The organism is Nostoc sp. (genome assembly GCF_036917095.1).
GTDB lineage: Bacteria > Cyanobacteriota > Cyanobacteriia > Cyanobacteriales > Nostocaceae > Nostoc.
The window spans coordinates 30,068-46,693 of sequence record NZ_JBALFH010000004.1 but is presented as its reverse complement, the minus strand read 5'-3'; the positions used below and the strand labels follow the sequence as shown (position 1 = coordinate 46,693).

Annotated in this window: 10 protein-coding genes; 3 read left to right on the top strand and 7 right to left on the bottom strand. The window is 41.9% G+C overall.

The annotated features are described in order from the left end of the window. On the top strand, positions 1-200 hold a 200-nt coding region (locus V7L01_RS01415), incomplete at its 5' end, for a hypothetical protein (protein WP_335031217.1). Between the two features lie 306 nt (positions 201-506). On the opposite strand, the gene V7L01_RS01410 is transcribed toward V7L01_RS01415, so the two are convergent. Next, positions 507-6,206 carry a PAS domain S-box protein gene (locus V7L01_RS01410; RefSeq protein ID WP_335031215.1) on the bottom strand — a complete coding sequence of 1,900 codons (5,700 nt, stop codon included), beginning with the start codon at positions 6,204-6,206 and terminating at the stop codon, positions 507-509. A gap of 954 nt (positions 6,207-7,160) precedes the next feature. Here V7L01_RS01410 and V7L01_RS01405 point away from each other — a divergent pair. Then, positions 7,161-7,703, top strand: coding sequence for an Hsp20/alpha crystallin family protein (locus V7L01_RS01405; protein ID WP_335031213.1), 543 nt, complete (start codon positions 7,161-7,163; stop codon positions 7,701-7,703). Between the two features lie 762 nt (positions 7,704-8,465). Here V7L01_RS01405 and V7L01_RS01400 read toward each other — a convergent pair. Then, positions 8,466-8,825, bottom strand: a complete 360-nt coding sequence (locus tag V7L01_RS01400; RefSeq protein WP_335031211.1) for a Rieske (2Fe-2S) protein — start codon at positions 8,823-8,825, stop codon at positions 8,466-8,468. 303 nt (positions 8,826-9,128) lie between these two features. Here V7L01_RS01400 and V7L01_RS01395 point away from each other — a divergent pair, with 303 nt between their 5' ends. Further along, positions 9,129-10,976: a vWA domain-containing protein gene (locus tag V7L01_RS01395; RefSeq protein WP_335031209.1), complete on the top strand. Its 1,848-nt coding sequence runs from the start codon at positions 9,129-9,131 to the stop codon at positions 10,974-10,976. Between the two features lie 154 nt (positions 10,977-11,130). On the opposite strand, the gene V7L01_RS01390 is transcribed toward V7L01_RS01395, so the two are convergent. From V7L01_RS01390 to V7L01_RS01370, 5 genes are all read right to left on the bottom strand, one after another. Then, positions 11,131-11,928 carry a peptidylprolyl isomerase gene (locus tag V7L01_RS01390; protein WP_335031207.1) on the bottom strand — a complete coding sequence of 266 codons (798 nt, stop codon included), beginning with the start codon at positions 11,926-11,928 and terminating at the stop codon, positions 11,131-11,133. A 477-nt stretch (positions 11,929-12,405) separates the two neighbouring features. After that, entirely contained in the window at positions 12,406-12,918 is a 513-nt protein-coding gene (locus V7L01_RS01385; protein ID WP_335031205.1) for a calcium-binding protein, read from the bottom strand. Positions 12,919-13,465: 547 nt separating this feature from the next. Further along, positions 13,466-14,164: a DUF6745 domain-containing protein gene (locus V7L01_RS01380; RefSeq protein ID WP_335031203.1), complete on the bottom strand. Its 699-nt coding sequence runs from the start codon at positions 14,162-14,164 to the stop codon at positions 13,466-13,468. After that, entirely contained in the window at positions 14,164-14,505 is a 342-nt protein-coding gene (locus V7L01_RS01375) for a hypothetical protein (RefSeq protein ID WP_335031201.1), read from the bottom strand. Before V7L01_RS01375 ends, V7L01_RS01380 begins: the two co-directional genes overlap by 1 nt. An 80-nt stretch (positions 14,506-14,585) precedes the next feature. Then, positions 14,586-16,625, bottom strand: coding sequence for a LysR family transcriptional regulator (locus tag V7L01_RS01370; protein WP_335031199.1), 2,040 nt, complete (start codon positions 16,623-16,625; stop codon positions 14,586-14,588). Position 16,626: the final 1 nt, after the last annotated feature.

Genomic DNA, 16,626 nt, shown 5'->3' with positions numbered 1-16,626 from the left:
ATGGGAGAAATGATTTTGCTGTCTGGCGACCCAATAATGGTACTTGGTATGTAATTCAAAGCTCTACAGGTCAAATTACTACTCAACAATGGGGGGCAGCTGGTGATATTCCAGCCCCTGGCGATTATGATGCTGATGGAAGAAATGATTTTGCTGTCTGGCGACGTAATAATGGTACTTGGTATATATTAAGGAATTAACAATATTGAGCAAGTAAGAAATATCGTTTCTCAGTTTTTTCTTACTTGCGCTCTGTTCGATAATTAAATCCTTTAAAACAAGTTCGCAAGGTACGCAGGGACTCTGCCAAACCCAAATAGCTACCCCTGTTTGAAACGCCTAACTCTGAATCAACAGAGCCTAAAAGGAGACAATATTGCACTCACATGGGCAAACGCGATGTGCCTGGGAACTTCGGAGTTCAATTGGATCTGTTCTTCCAAGATAACAACGATGGTGCTGTCGCACCTCGTTGTGAATCTCTCGGCTTCTAGCCGGGTAGAGCGTCAATAACTAGATAATACTCCTGTAATACTCGTCAATTCCATAATTTTCTCAAACTGAAAATCATGAGCTAAATTCTTGATAAAATTTTCCAGTGCAACATTTTCTGAAGGGATTTGCTCAATCAATTCTAGAATCAGGTCATCACTACATTGGGCTGCGGCAGTGTATACCTGTTTCACCCATTCAGCCGACATTTCAGATAATAGAGTCACTAAATCCGTAAGCGTTAGCATTGATTCTATTTTGTGTTGGTTTGCGTTTGCTATCTGATAGCCTTCTTCTTGATAAATATATTTAACTCCTAAATATTCGCTCAATTTTTCTAGTAATTGTTCCTCTCGGAAGGGCTTGTTAATATAATCATCACAACCGGCTTTGCTCATTGCCTCTCGCTGTTCCTCAAAGGCATTAGCAGTTAAGGCGATGATAATAGTCTTGCGATTTGGGATTGAGATTTCTTCTCTAGCTTTAATAATTTTTGTGGCTTCATAGCCGTCCATAATCGGCATCCGCATATCCATTAAGATTAAGTGTGGTTGCCATGTCTGCCAGAGTGCGATCGCTTCAGTGCCATTTATTGCTTCCTGTACTGCAAAGCCGATAGATGTCAAAATTTTCATTAGCACTAAACGGCTATCTGTAGCGTCATCAACCACCAAGATCCGGTATTCGCTTTGATCGGGCGCTAAACTAATAACTTGGCGTCTAATTTGCTCGATCTGAATTTCGCTGGCTGCGGCTAAATCGATTTGAATATCAAACGCAAATTTACTTCCCTTGCCAATAATGCTGGAGACGCTAATATCTCCCCCCATTAGTTGCACGTATTTGCGGCTAATTGCTAAACCTAGTCCTGTACCTTGTTGCGATTTCCTTCCGGTTTCAGTTTGCCCAAAAGCTTCAAACAGCAAGTCAATTTCTTGTGGGGCAATACCGCGTCCAGTGTCTTGTACCTCAAAGATTAAGCAATGGGATGAAGAAGCAGAGGGGCTTTTAGCAGGGAGCAAGGGGGAAAATGAAGAATTACCTGTTTCCTCTTTCTTCTCTACTCCCCAATCCCCAGTCTCCATCCCCACCCGCAGCGTTACCCTCCCTGTATCGGTAAATTTGATTGCATTTCCCAGCAGGTTAAGCAACACTTGACGCAGTTTACTTTCGTCAGCTTGGATGTATTGGGGAAGGTAAGATGTATATTCAAAGACCAATTCTAATCCTTTGGAGGTGGCGCGGAAGCGTAACATCTCTTCCAGGTTTTCTAAGAGGCAAATTAAGTCAAAACAGTTGAGATTTAATGTTATTCTGCCGGCTTCGATTTTAGTCATTTCCAAAATGTCGTTGATTAAGTTGAGGAGATGTTCGCCAGCACGATTGATGATTGTTAGGTTTTGCTGATGTTCAGTAGATAAAGCACGATCGTGACTCATGATTTGGGTAAAACCGAGGATGGCGTTGAGTGGGGTACGCAGTTCGTGGCTCATGTTGGCGAGGAATTCGCTTTTGGCGCGGTTGGCAGTATCAGCAACGATCGCAGCTTCTTGCAATGCTTGTGACTGTCTTTGGGTTTGGGCGAGCAATTGTGCTTGCTGTAAAGCCACACCCAACTGATTGCCAATTTGAACTACGATGTTGATTTCTCCTGATTTCCATTGACGGGGAGCGGAATTTTGATAACTCGCCAATAATCCCCAAAGCTGATTACCATATAAAATCGGGACAATAATGTAGGCTTTAGCCTGAAAGCGCTCTAAGAGGTTGATATAAGAAGGATGAAACCCAGCGTTGTAAATATCTGGCACAGAGCGGAAACTTCCACCTTGAGTTCTTTGCAGATAAGGATCTTCCACCTGGTTATCCGCGCTATCCAAAATTTTTGCTAGGCAATGGCCCTCTTGTAAGACACCTTCTGTGAGATGGGGGTCATTGTTGTGTTCTTCTATCAGAGAAATCCAACCATTACCCACCGATTCGGAAACAAATTCGCCATTCCACTGGGGATTGAAACGATAGACAACAACGCGATCGCAGTTTAGCACTTGCCGTAATTCTTGGGTTGTAGCTGCAAATATAGTCTCTAAATCTAGTGTTTCGCGCATCCTTTGAACTACTTGGGCGATCGCTCTTTCCCGTTCTGCACCCTCATACAAGGCTTCTTCTGCCAATTTCCTCTCGGTAATATCTGTAATTGTACCGATGTAACCTTTAATTTCTCCATTATCTCCAAATTCTGGCAAAGCATGGCAAATTACCCAGATGACTGTACTATTTTCCCGCAAGAAGCGATGTTCGTATTTATATGATGACCTAGCGACTGTTGCTTGATTCCATGCCAACAGTAGCTGCTCGCGGTCGTCTGGATGTACGGCATTTGCCCAACCTGTTCCCAAAGAATCTTCTAAACTACATCCAGTAATCTCACTCCAGCGTTGATTAAAATATAAGACATTGCCATCAACATCAGTGTGAAAGATACAAGCAGGTGAGGCTTCGGCTAAAAGTTGATATCGCTGCTGACCTGACTGCAAAGCTAATTCTGCTAATTTGCGATCGCTAATGTCTGCCCAATAACCAACACATTCTATAGAGTTACCAACTTCATCACGGATTAACCTCATCTTTTCGTAAAACCAGTGATAAGTTCCATCAGCGTGTAACCATCGGTATTCGTAAGAGCTATACTCTCGCTCAACAAGCTCTTGAAATTTCCCCAAGATGAGTTCAACATCTTCTGGGTGGACATGATGGAGCCAGAAACTGGGATTTTCGAGAAATTCCTGCGCTTCGTACCCAACCATTGTCTTAACGTTTTTGCTAATAAAGGTAGTGCTAAAAGCTCCTGAGGTTTTTTTGCTGCTATAAATAACCACAGGGCTAGAAGTGAGCAGATATTGTAAGCGTTCGTTGGCTAAACGCAGTTCTTGTTCGACGTGTTTGCGTTCGCGCAGCGCAGCTTCCAGTTCGCTAATTTCTACTAAAACTGTCCCCACACCAGAGGGGCGATCGTTCTCACCAGGAATCGGAAAATAAGAAGCTAAAAAGTGACGGATGATATCTGGTTGTTTAATTGAGGCGCTGCTTAATTCTTGATTGAGAATGGGTTGGCCAGTCAACAGAACCTGTTGATAGGTTCCTTCTACTAAGGGAGCGATGTGGGGTAAGACTTCATGGATGGTTTTGCCAATATGATCTTGCTGGGGTAGTCCATTAATCTCCGCTAGTAGTTGGTTGATTTGCACAAACCGCAGCTGGTTATCTACAATGTTCATGCCGACGGGAGCGCTGCTAAAAAAGGCATTGAGGCGAGCTTCTCTGAGTGCTAGTTTTTGTTCTAGGGTTTTGCGCTCAATCAACCCACCTAACTGAGCAGCAACAGCACTTACTAGCAACAGCAAACGTTTATCTATCAATACTGAGCTACGTTTAAAAAATACTAAAACAGCTAATACTTGCTTTCCTGCCAGTATGGGAACACCAAAACTAGCTTTTAATCCTACTTTGGCAGCTTGTTGCGATGCCTGCGGCGGGCGCAAAAAAACTGACTGTGCAACTTCCGAAACATCCTCTATCCATTCTGGTTCCTGACTCTGCCAAACCCTTCCTGGTAGTCCCACTCCCAGAGCAAATTTCACAGTTTGGCTTTGGCGACAGAATTGTTCTAAACTACTTTCCTCACCATACCAGCCCAGACTGTGTTCTAAAGTACCATCTTCATTAGGTATCCATGCTTCACCAAAATCCCAACCAATCGTGTGACAAATTAAGCGCAAAACCACTGCTAAAGCGCTGTTGACATCATTGGCGCGAGTGATAGCTTGGGTTGTTAACAACAGCAAACGGCTTTCATTTTCTGCCTGCTTGCGTTCAGTAATGTCTTTCGCTGTGCCCAGTACATACCATTGTCCATCAATCTCAATCATTTCCGCACTAAACAGTGTTGTCTTGATTTCTCCTGTTGAAGTGCAGACATCAACCTCATAGTTGCGGATGGCTTTTGTTTGTTGCAGCGTGTGGGCCAGGAAATTATATTCTTCTGGATTCGTCCAAATATTCAATTCTTCATCGGTGCGATCGATAACCTGAGAACGAGAATAACCAAAAAATCGACAAAAGCTGTCGTTCACTTCGACATAGCGTTTATTGAGAACAGTAATTAAGGCAATTGGATCGGGAGATGACCGAAAAGCTGATGCTAACTTTTCTTCAGAAGCCCGCCGCGCTGCTTCTGCGCGTTGGCGTTCTTTTGCCTCCAACACCAAGGATACTAAATTACCCAGAGAACGAGCGAAATTTTGGTCTTCTAGCGTCCAATGATGAGCAACTCCCACAGCCTCCATACATAAAACTCCTACAGTTTTGCCCTCAAGCCTAATGGGTGTATCAAGTATGGAGGTAATGCTTAATCTTGAGTAAAATGCAGAAAATTCTCTAGTTCTGGGATCGGTATGGGCATTATCTGCGGCGATTGGTTGGTCTTGCTGCAAAGCTGCAAAATAAGCTGGATAGTCTTCCGCTGCCAAGGAAAGTCCTTGGCTATGTTGATTTCGGCTAGCCTCAAATAGGTCAAAACACTCGATTTTCGTGCCTGTTTCCTCATACAGCCAGATACTGGTTCGTTCCACCCCAATATTTTTGACAGATGTTTCTGTGATTTTACTCAAAGCGGCTTTCAAGTCACCCTGATAAAGCGTCTGATTTTGCGCGAGTTTGGTTAGCACTAGGTTATGATTGCGGAGCTTAATCGCGCTTTCTTGGAGTAATTTTTCTATACCTCTACGCTGTGTAATATTACTAGCAGTGCCTGTCATGCCTATAACCACACCCTCTTCGTTGCGTAAGGCGATCGCATTAAACATTAGATAAAGTAAAGTACCATCTTTAGCTATACAAGTAGTTTCATGCTGAAAGATAGTCTTTCCCTGAAAAACACGCTCAAAGGCTACTTTATCTTTAGCAACTTGTGTAAACGAGATGAAATCAGTTAAGGCACGCCCGATCATTTCCTCGGGTTCGTAGCCATAAATCTGCTTGACTGCCGGGTTGACAAAGGTAATTAGTCCATCAATATCCACCGACCAGATCATATCCTGGGATGTCTCCACTAGGTGGCGATACTGACTTTCGCTCTTTTTCAGAGCGGCTTCGACTAAAAGGTGTTCGCTTTGGTAAACTTCTCTACAAATGGCTTTGCCAATGTTAACGGGAATTTCTTTGAAAATTTTTTCTATTCGTTTGTTCCGAATATTTAACTCAACAGCAAGCTGTTGACGCTCTCTAATCTCCTCTTGTAGTTGGGCATTTTGTTCTTTTAACTGTTTTTTTAGCCTTTGGAGAGTAAGTTGATTTTGTACGCGTAATAAAACTTCTTGAGTTTTGAATGGTTGAGTAATATATTCAACATCGCCTAAATCACAAATGTTTACTTCTTGAGATAATTCATCTAAAATACCGAAAAAAATTATCGGAATCTCTTGAGTTTTCTGGTTAGCTTTTAAACGTTGATAAACTTCATAACCATCCATCTCTGACATAAGAACGTCTAGGAAAATCAAGTCTGGGGGAGAAACTAGCGCCGTATGGATTGCCAATTGTCCAGAAAGGGCACTTTGCACCTGATAACCTTGGTGTTGAAGGATGTCTACTAAAAAATGTAAATTCTCTAGCCGATCGTCAACTAATAAAATCTTTATTTTTTGAGCATCCATATCAGTTACTAAGTTAATTTTCAATCAGGAGTAATTTGTTGCATCAAACTGAACATGAAATCAGAAAGTAAAACTCTTTTACAAGATTGTAATTGAAGAAGGCAGGAGGCAGAGGGCAGGAGGAACAAGTCACTTATGAGATTCAGGCTCCTCCTGACTTGGGGTCACTGAACAAAAGTACAGTGGGGGTCTTAAACCCAAGTTCACTCCGGTTACGAGCTTCAGTACTGGAATCAGAATTCCCTTCTGCCTCCTGCCTCCTGCCCTCTGCCTTTCTTGATAAAATCATCGTCGCCACCATACTTGGATGCAGGGTGTAGGGTTTTGGTGCCAAAAAAAGGTAGGAGGTGAAGCAATGCGATCTTTTCCTTCTAGCGCTAGCCTCTCCCATAAAGGCTATGCATTACCTAGAACTTTCTTAACATAAATGTAAGGCAGACGCGGAGAGAATAACAGAAATAAATAACGACGGTATGATTGACAAAATAGATACAAAATGCATGTAGAGGATATAGCGCGATCGCATAGTGTGCCGGAGGCGATCGTTAACTAGTAACATAACATTAGACAGAGAATACCAAAGTATAAGTTATCACTTACATTTTCCACGTAATTACAATACAAAATTTGGCGTAATATCATGTCTGCTTAACTAGTTATTATTCCGGGCATCTATGCAAAAATCCTAAAACTCTCTTTCTCCCTGCTCCCTGCCCCCTACCACCTATTTTTTATACGGTAAATCCAACTTATCTATGTACGGTTTACCCAACTGTTTTTTGATTTTTATTTTATTAAATTACTTACTAGAGAGAACAAACAAAGCAAATAAAGCTTCTCTCCAAAAAAACTAGAGGTTCGATAATTGCTTAAATATCTGAAACCTCTAAATAACCTCTAAAACTTTGTTTGATTACCCAAACGTGAATTAGAAAGTTAAGGAGATATTGAGATATGGCACTTATTCGTTGGGAACCATTCCGAGAAATGGAAATTCTGCGTCGTCAAATGGATCAACTCTTCTCTGAGCTTACAGCAGCCGAGCGCGGCAACTCCGAGATTTCTGCATCACCAAGAACAGCGTGGATTCCTGCGGTTGAATTACATGACAAAGGTTCAGAGTTGCTATTAAGAGTTGAGATTCCAGGAGTGGAAGCTAAAGACCTGGATGTTCAAGTAACTCAAGATGCAGTTTCGATTGCTGGCGAGCATCGTTACGAAAAACATTTCCAATCTAACGCTAAAGTTCATTCTGAATTCCGCTATGGCAACTTCACTAGAGTAATTCCTCTGCCAAGCAAAGTTCAGAATCAACAAGTTAAAGCAGACCTGAAAGATGGCATTCTAATTTTGACTTTACCCAAACTGGAGCAAGAGCAGACCAAAGTATTCAAAGTGAATTTAGGTCAATCGGAAAGTGCTACAGCTTCTATAGAAGCTGGCAATGGTAACACACAACCCAACATTACATCAGGGCAAAGCGTTCAAACTGCTTGAGGAGATATTCTATTCTCTCATTCAAAGAAAATCGGCGGTAATCTCATAATTTAAAGGAGTGTTCGGGATAGCCGCCCGCCGATTTAGTCATTAATCATTAGTCATTAGTCCTTGGTATTAATGACTGATGACTTCGATTTCCCCACGGCAATTCAAGAAAACAAGCGTTTGCGGTAGCCTGTCGAAAAGACTTGCGATGTTTTCGTAGTCGTGAGATGAGTTAATAGTTTCTATATCTCTGTATTAGGTAAATATTAATAGAAACCCCAGCTAAACTCATTGGTTGGGGTTTTTGTTGCTTAAGAGGTTGTTTGAAAAGTGGTATGTTCTGATTTTAATCAAATTGTTACCCCCCTTAATCCCCCCGATATATTGGGGGGAAATAAGAAAATCCGGTTCCCTCACGCCACATGCTTCAAGTCGAGCGTTGCCCGCCCAACGCAGTGGCTCCCCTTTATAAAGGGAGGGTTAGGGTGGGGTAAAAAATATTTGATACATCAATCATGACTTTTTAAACATCCTCTAACTCCTAAAAGAATGGATAGCCTAATTTACATCTTACTCTGGGCTATATCGATCGAATGAGGCGTTGAGCAAACTATAAAAGCGGAGCTTGCTTTTTTGTCAAGCCTCCGTCTCCGATATTTCTATCGTCCTTCAAAAATGAATAGGCAAGATATTGGGAAAAGTTTGAGTAAAATTTTTTAGCCTACTCGCAACTTCAGATATTTGCCCAATGGCAGTAAATTGAGCCAGAGGGTGCTATTCCTCTTGCACATCAACCCAGATACTGCCTTCTTCCACACGAATAGGAAACACTGGCAATGCTTTTTGTTGTGAAACCAACGAAAGTACCTTGCCTACACCAGGCGGCCAAGCACACCATCCTTGTACCTCACCAGTCCGCAGGTCAAAAGCACTGCGATGGAAGCTACAAACTATTGCCCCACTTTCAGTTATTTTCCCACTTTTCAACGGTAATTTTAAGTGGGGACAGTTGTTATCTACAGCATAAAGCTGATTTTCGTGATTCAAAACCAGAATTTTCCGGTTGCCAACTTTCACCACTTGTCGGGTACCTGGGGAAAGTGCTTCGACTGCAAGAACTTTAGTCCAGCTCATTAGGTTCTCCTTTCCTAATTAATCTGCTTGCTTTCAGTTTCCCGCAATTGTGACCACTGCGATCGCCTTTCAGTATTGGTGAGTGGGAAAGTATAAAGTCACTAGAACGCAAACTTTTCCCGAAAGAGCGATGTCTACGACGGGCTACGCTGACGCTTAAGGATATATAAACTATAAATTCTTACATTAAATCCTAGTTTTACACTGAATTATTTTATTTCTGGGTAAACTAAAGAGAGCACTTCCTATCTAGGCATCATAGGGCTTGTAGCTTATAATAGACAGTTTTGAGGGATATAAAAGATGATTAAGACAAGTTACGAATTTGACCAGTCTATCCTCCCCGCAGGATCTTCATTAAAGACTAATATTTTGCTACGTTTTCGTGCTGACATAGCTGAATCTCCCCGACGTAACCTTAACCTTTCTCTTGTAATTGACCGTTCAGGCTCTATGGCTGGCGCTCCCTTGCATCATGCACTCAAAGCCGCTGAGTCTGTGGTGGATCGACTGGAGCCAGATGACATTCTCTCAGTAGTTGTCTACGACGATGAAGTGGACAGCGTTGTGCCACCCCAGGCTGTGACTAACAAGGGCGCACTGAAAAACTCTATCCGCAAGGTGAGAGCAGGCGGTATTACCAACTTATCGGGGGGATGGCTCAAAGGCTGCGAACATGTCAAGACGCGACTCGATCCGCAAAAAATCAACCGTGTTCTTCTGCTTACCGATGGTCACGCCAATATGGGCATTCAAGATCCCAAGGTACTGACAGCGACATCGGGGCAAAAAGCTGAGGAAGGTATTACCACAACTACTTTAGGTTTTGCTCAGGGTTTCAATGAAGACTTACTGATTGGTATGGCAAGGGCCGCCACGGGCAACTTCTACTTCATTCAGAGCATCGACGAAGCAACTGAAGTATTTAGTATTGAGCTAGACAGTCTCAGAGCAGTAGTGGGACAGAATCTCAAGGTGACACTTGAGTTGGCTGATGGTGTTAGCCTCGTTGATACCTTAAGTCTTGCTAAAGTTAGCCAGAATGGCGCTGGTCAACCTGTCCTCACCTTGGGAGAGCTTTACGAGGGCGAAGACAAACTTCTCGGTTTGAGTTTGATGATATCAAGCGCTCAAGTTGGTGAGTTACCTGTAATGAAACTGCATTACAGCGCTGAGGTTGTGCAAAACGATCTGATTCAAACCGTGTCAGGTACAGTCGATGTCGTTGCCAAAGTTGGTACCGTTGAGGAAGCAGCTTTTGCCTCTACAAGCCATATTATTCTGGAATTGAGTCGCCTCACCATCGCTAAGGCCAAAGAGACTGCTCTCGATCTCGCTGAACATGGCAGACATCAGGAAGCTGAACAAATCCTCCGTGTGCTTGTGCAAGATTTGCGGGATAAAGGATTGAACGAGAATTTTGAAATTGCTGAGGAAATCGATCAGCTTGAGTATTTCGCGGGTCGGATCGCCCAAAAAGCTCTAGGCAATGCCGGACGGAAAGAGATGCGGGATCAAACTTACCAGACGATGACGCGCAATCGCAGCGATCTGGTGGGTCGCGGTGTCACTACTGGCGATGATGTGTACGCGATGCCGATTGTTAATGAAGTCGGTTCAGGTGTTGAATTGTCTTGCGTTCGTGAAGGGGGTAAACTGCGGGTCAAAGTCATGTCCCAAGGCTACGATTCAACCAAGAACGTCCAGTTTCCCCGGGCCATTCGTGCCGAGGGAGCACGCTATGTTGTTGAAGGATTGGAACCCTCAACCGATGGTAGTTTCTACCGTGTACGTGGTAGAATAACCCGTTTGGCTCAACCCGGTGAAACAGATATCTTCGTTGCCCCTAGACAATCGTATGTAACTAACACAGGCAAAGCTTCCAAAGGCCCTGCCAGTGCCGCCGATCTTCCCACAACTGATAGTGTAGGGCACAGCATTTTAGTTCAGTGTGTCAAAGATGGCAGCAAGCTGCGTGCTAGGGTGGTTTCCGACGGATATGAACCGGATTGGAACATGCGTTTTCCGCGATCGGTTCGCGAGGAAGGAATGCTTTACGTCGTTGATGAAGTCAAAACAGCACCTGATGGCAAATCTTATATTGCGTGTGGTGAAATTAAGCGATTTGTGCAACCCACTACAACCAATTGAGTAGCCTTTTCAAGGTGACTCATAAAATCTTTGCTTTCCTCTGTGCGTCTCTCTTGCCTCTGCGGTTCAATCACTTGTCAACCGCAGAGTATGCAGAGCAGATACAGGTTTAGGGATGGGGGAATAATACGCAGTTGTCTAACGATGACACTTCTTAATTTTGAGTTGGGATGATTCCCATCCAGGTTTTTTCTTCCGGTGACAGTTGATTCAGTTGTTGTTGAAACCAAGTTTCAAAATTTTCTTGCAGTAATCGTTGGCGCATAAAATTGTCCAACTGTGCAGTTATAAACTTTTCCACACGTACAATTATCCATGATTCTCCAAAGGGTACGGGTGGTTTAACTATACCCACTTGACTTGTGCAAAGTAACTTAGCAAAATTGGGGTTGATAGTACCAAGTTCCACTGGCCCGATGATGCCATTTGTATCAGCTTCTGTCCCTTGAGAATATTCACGCGCCAGTTCAGCAAATGAGTTTTCTCCTTCTGTAATTCGGAAAAATAGTTCGTTGGCAGTTCCTCTGCTTTCAGTCCGAATTAAAGAATAAATCACCCGATCGAAATTTCTTTTGTTTTTGAGAAAGTAAGATTCTAGTTGATGTCCCCAAGTTATCTGCTTGAACTTTTCAACTCTGAGCTTTCGGGTTGCGAAAAGTTCTAATTGTTCTTGAGTCAGAGAGTAACGTAAACACCAATCTTGGATTTCTTGCTCGGTTGTCAAATCCCAATGCTGATAAAATTGCTCTAGAGCATGAGATGTTTCTGCTTCTGTGCAGGTGATTGGTGCGTTGGCGTAGCCCGTCGTAGACATCGCAGATTCGATAATGTTCTGAGATAAAAATTGCGGAATTAGGTTGTAACTAGCCAAAAAGGAGATAATTTCTTTAGGTAAGACCGAGATGCAGCTACGCTTCTCGCAGACATCATTTATTTGTAAAGCTGTAGTCATATTTCAATACTTTTTTGTTGAAATATTTGATAAGTTCAGTACAAGAAAAGAAAGAATTAGGGAAATCTGGGTTTGTTCCGGTTGCCGCAAGGTAGGTAATTGAAAGGTCAAATGCAAGGATTGCGAGATGCCAAATTCTCGTTAAGAACTTTGAGAGAACTCTCGCTCATGCGACTGCCAAGGTTAATCTTTGTTTCATTCGGCTGATGCTTCAGAGGCTTGCAGCCTCTTCTTAGATGTCAAATGGGTGTCTATATCGTTTTGCTCAATCCATCAATGGGCTTGAGCTATTTTCCCTGCCCGTTAGTCTAAACTTCAGTCATAAAAAAGCAGAGTGTTACACTAGGCGCTCTAGCTTTTAGAGGCTACTTCCACTTAGGGCTTCAGCAACACCTTTTGCACCTTTAACACTCTGCTACTGAAGAATAATCTACTTATTGTCAGCCATTACTTAACTTGACAGTGCCAAACAGCTTTCTAAGCCAATATAAAGTCTAGGCTGGGGATGACCGACGTAGGATTTTGCACATACGCAATCAAACTACCTTGATACAAGATGTCCGTTCCTACTCCAAACGGCTTCACCGAGTAGTCACTCAAAATGCCAGTAACTTGGAATTTGTCACCTTCCTGCCAGGAGAAGTCTGTAATTGTGTCATAACCTAATCCTGAGTCAAGAACGAAAATGTCAGCTCCTGCTCCACCGGTTAAATTGTCATAGCCAGACTCGCCCTTGAGCACGTCGTTGCCAGACTCGCCCTTGAGCGTATCGTTGCCAGTATAGCCAAGCAACGTGTCGTTGCCAGTATAGCCAAGCAACGTGTCGTCGCCCGTCCAACCATCTAGCTTGTCATTGCCCGTCCAACCATCAATGTAATCATTTCCTCCACTACCGAAAACGTAATCATCACCCTCGTAAGAATATATATAGTCATTTTCGAGAGTTCCGTAGAGATTATCATTTCCATATGTGCCATAGATGTTCGCCATTTTCAATCTCCTTTTATTGTTGATAGTGAGTTGGTTAAGTTAAACTCAGCAAATGTAATTTTTTGTCTGGATTCCAGCACCAAATTACTTCAAAGAAATCTTCCATCACCTCATTGGTGCGTGGTCAGTAATATTACTGTTGCCGATGAGTTTTAGAATATCCGACATATTCATGCCACACATCGACCTTTTCTGCTTATTTATATGCAGTTTGGATACCTAGAGAATGCACAAATGCGATCGCTCTATTGCAGAAAACTGCATAATTAACGAATATTTGCTTGAGAATTGCTACTCGTGGTGTATTTATATTGTTGGCTTATTCGGATCGATTTCATGAACGGATAAGCTTTTTCTGTCTAAAAAATTTTTATACAACTGCGTATTATTACCCCATCCCTAAACCTGTATCTGCATTCATAGAGCGCTCGCAATACTAATACTTGTCTGGTTTTGGGGGAAAGGGACTCATGTTAAAGGGGAAAAAACTTTATTTGCACAGATGCAAGAATTATAACTAATCAGCCGGACATGATATTAGTCTTAATTACGCCTCGATCGCAGGGTTATAATCATCTGGGTTATTAAAGCCTGCAATCCAGGCGGCTGCCTGATGGCAACTTCGCATGTGAGGGGGAACGCGCAAAACATGAATATGTCCTGTGGATGGGCAAGTGACTTTCAAGACCATCAGCGGTTCGTCATCCTCAAAAGGAATGTAGACTAGTTGACGTTCCCCACCTGCATCGCGATCGCGATCGCGGATCAACCCTCCCACTTGCTGCAATAATGTCTCGTATCCCAAACGTTCAATCAGCACGCGGCGCAACTCAACATTCTCAATATTGAGAATATCTTGCCCCGTCAGAGATTGGGATTCAAAGGCAATCTTATCTGTCACCTGCACGCCTCGCCAGCGTAAGACAAAACCATGTCCCGCAGATAGGCTGGTAATCCCACTTCCGGCCAACTCGATCCAAGAAGTGACGTGGAGTCCTTGAGAAAGGGTAGTGAGGTTTACACAGTCGCTGATATCAATACTTTCACAGGTGAGATTTTCGGGTAGATTGTAAAGATCCAACGCACCGCTTAAATCCAGATGTCCCAAAACGCGCATACCATCCCAGGCGCGATGCTCAAGGATGAGTTTTCGAGCACGTTCAGCTGAGATAGGCTCGTGGCTTTCCTTTGGGTGCTGCAAAACTGGTTTATTCGGCACCCGTCCTTTCGACATGATTTTGAGCATTAGTCCATCACCTCGACGTAAGCATCAGGGCGATATTCACGTTGTTTCCAGACGCGGTAAAGCCCTTGGGGTAATTCAATCGCCCGATGTTCTTCATGAACTAAAGTGGCACTTGGTTCTTTAACCTCAAGAAAAAGGTCGCTACCATGTACCCACAACTGAACAGCATTGGATTGCTGAATGCGATGGCTGTGTCCTGTGATTTCACCATGAGCGAGAGTAGCACCTACACGCTTCTGAGCACTGACAGGTAAGCTAGCAATACGTCTGATTAGAACGTCGCCATGTCTGTAGAGAACACTAGCTTGGTTAGTTTGGGAGTTATTGCTGTCGTTAAACATCTTTTTATCATAACAATAACTTCGCCAATTTACGAGGATTGACAGTAACTATCTGAAAGAGGAAAAGACAGTCGCAAAGATTATAATTTATCGTAGAGAACTTTCATGTGTCGGCTAAACTGTTCCTCTACAAAATAGCTGCTAGAAAATTCACTTGCAAAAGAAACCTGATGAAAGTGATAATCTAGATTCAACAAATTGTAGACAAGTCTTAAGAAATAATCATCTATCCAGAAATCTACATCAAATAGTGAAATGCCATATTTTCCTTCCAACCTGCGATTTAAAGTTTTCAGTAACCAAGACCATTGAGGTTTAAGGGTCGGGTCGATGCGGTTACCAAAGACAGGATTAAAAAACTGATTTACTTGAGCTGTTCTCACATCAATCATTTTAGTTAATAAATCTGCCGCCTGGATTGGAGATGAATTAAACCAATAGTTAGCAACTACTAAATCATGTAAATAAGCAACGACAATTTTCGGGTTTTCTTTAATGAACTGCGAACGACAGACAATTCCTCTAACTGATGGAATTCTTAAACTAACCGTCTGAGAGAGAGGCAGCTTTTTGACAAAAGCATATCCTTCTAAAATGGAGGCAAAAGTGTGACAACATACGTAAGCATCTATAGTTTTATTTGCCAAACTCTTACTTGCTTTACGAGGGTTTTCATTCACTAATCTGCAATCTTTACTGACATCCATATCATAGAGGTCAAAAAGAGTAATGATAAACCTATGAGCATTTGAACCAAATAAGGTGGAAATTCTTTTACCTTTCAGTTCCTGAACAGTGTTGATAGAAGAATCTTTATGCAAAACAATATTTATATCTTGACCTAAAAGATTATACGAAGCAATTCCAATCAATTTAGAACCAAAACTTAAATCATCGAAAAATTGGCTTCCATTATTCAAGAGAGAAATATCATCTAAAATACAAATATCTAGTTCTCCCCGTTTCATCTGTCGGTTCATTTGTTCCCCAGAATTAAACGGCAGAATTTGCAACTCGAAATCTCGGTTAATTTCAATATTTTTGAAAATAGGCTGTTCAAGTGATGAGGATGCTCTCTGTAAATCAGAAATATGCTTAGTCCCATACCCAGCAACAAACTGCCCTATGGAATCACTCTGAATACCTATCCTAAGAATATTATTATTATCCTCTTTGGAAGAACAGCTACCTAAAATTAGATTTATATTAGGCAAACTATCTAAGTTATGTCGATCGAGTCTAAAACTTCTTACCAAACTCTCTGCGGATATTAACAATTCACTAAAGCGAGGAACATGGAGATAAATACCATATTCATTAACATCTTGAATAGTCAGAGTTAATACTTTGTATTGAGATGTTATATCAGCTTGACAGAAATCAGGTAAAATCGTTAATTTTTGATTTTCTGAAGCATATTTAAGTAAATCTTGATAATTATCTAGTACCTTTACACCACTTAATTTATTCATCAAGTATTCATTTTTAGATAGCTCCTGATGAATATCATCTAAAAGTACAATCTCAGCTAGATCGATATCATTTATTTTAATTAAGCTATGCTCATTGAGATATTTACTTGCCCCAAAGGAGACAAGCAGCATTTTATGAGTTGTTAATCTAGTACAATGGTGTTCTTCCTTATATCCAGAGCAACTGTTGAGCAAGAGATCCATCTCTATAGCTTGAGAATTTGAGAAAAATATGCTATTTGTAACCGTTATCTCTTTGATATTTCTCCCTGCAAAACAAAGCTGAAATCTCTGTGTATATTGTTTTAACCAAACTTCTAAGATTAAATTAGTAGCCCCCAATATCAAATCTTCGCCTTCAGCACTAAATGTTGCTTGAAATTCTTCTTGGAGATTTTCTACAGTTTCTACTACATTTATTGTCTGAGAAATCAATTTCTTGCCTTTATTAGTCAAGCATATAGAGCCAGGAGAGCGATTTAGCAAAACTACTCCGAAACAATCCTCTATTTGCTTGACTTTTTTACTAATTAATGCTTGACTATAACCTAATTTTTGTGCTGCTTTAGAGAAGCTACCACAGTCATCTACTGCTTTTAAAATTTTGATGTGATTGAGGGTAATATCTTCGAGTTTAATCTTGTTCATA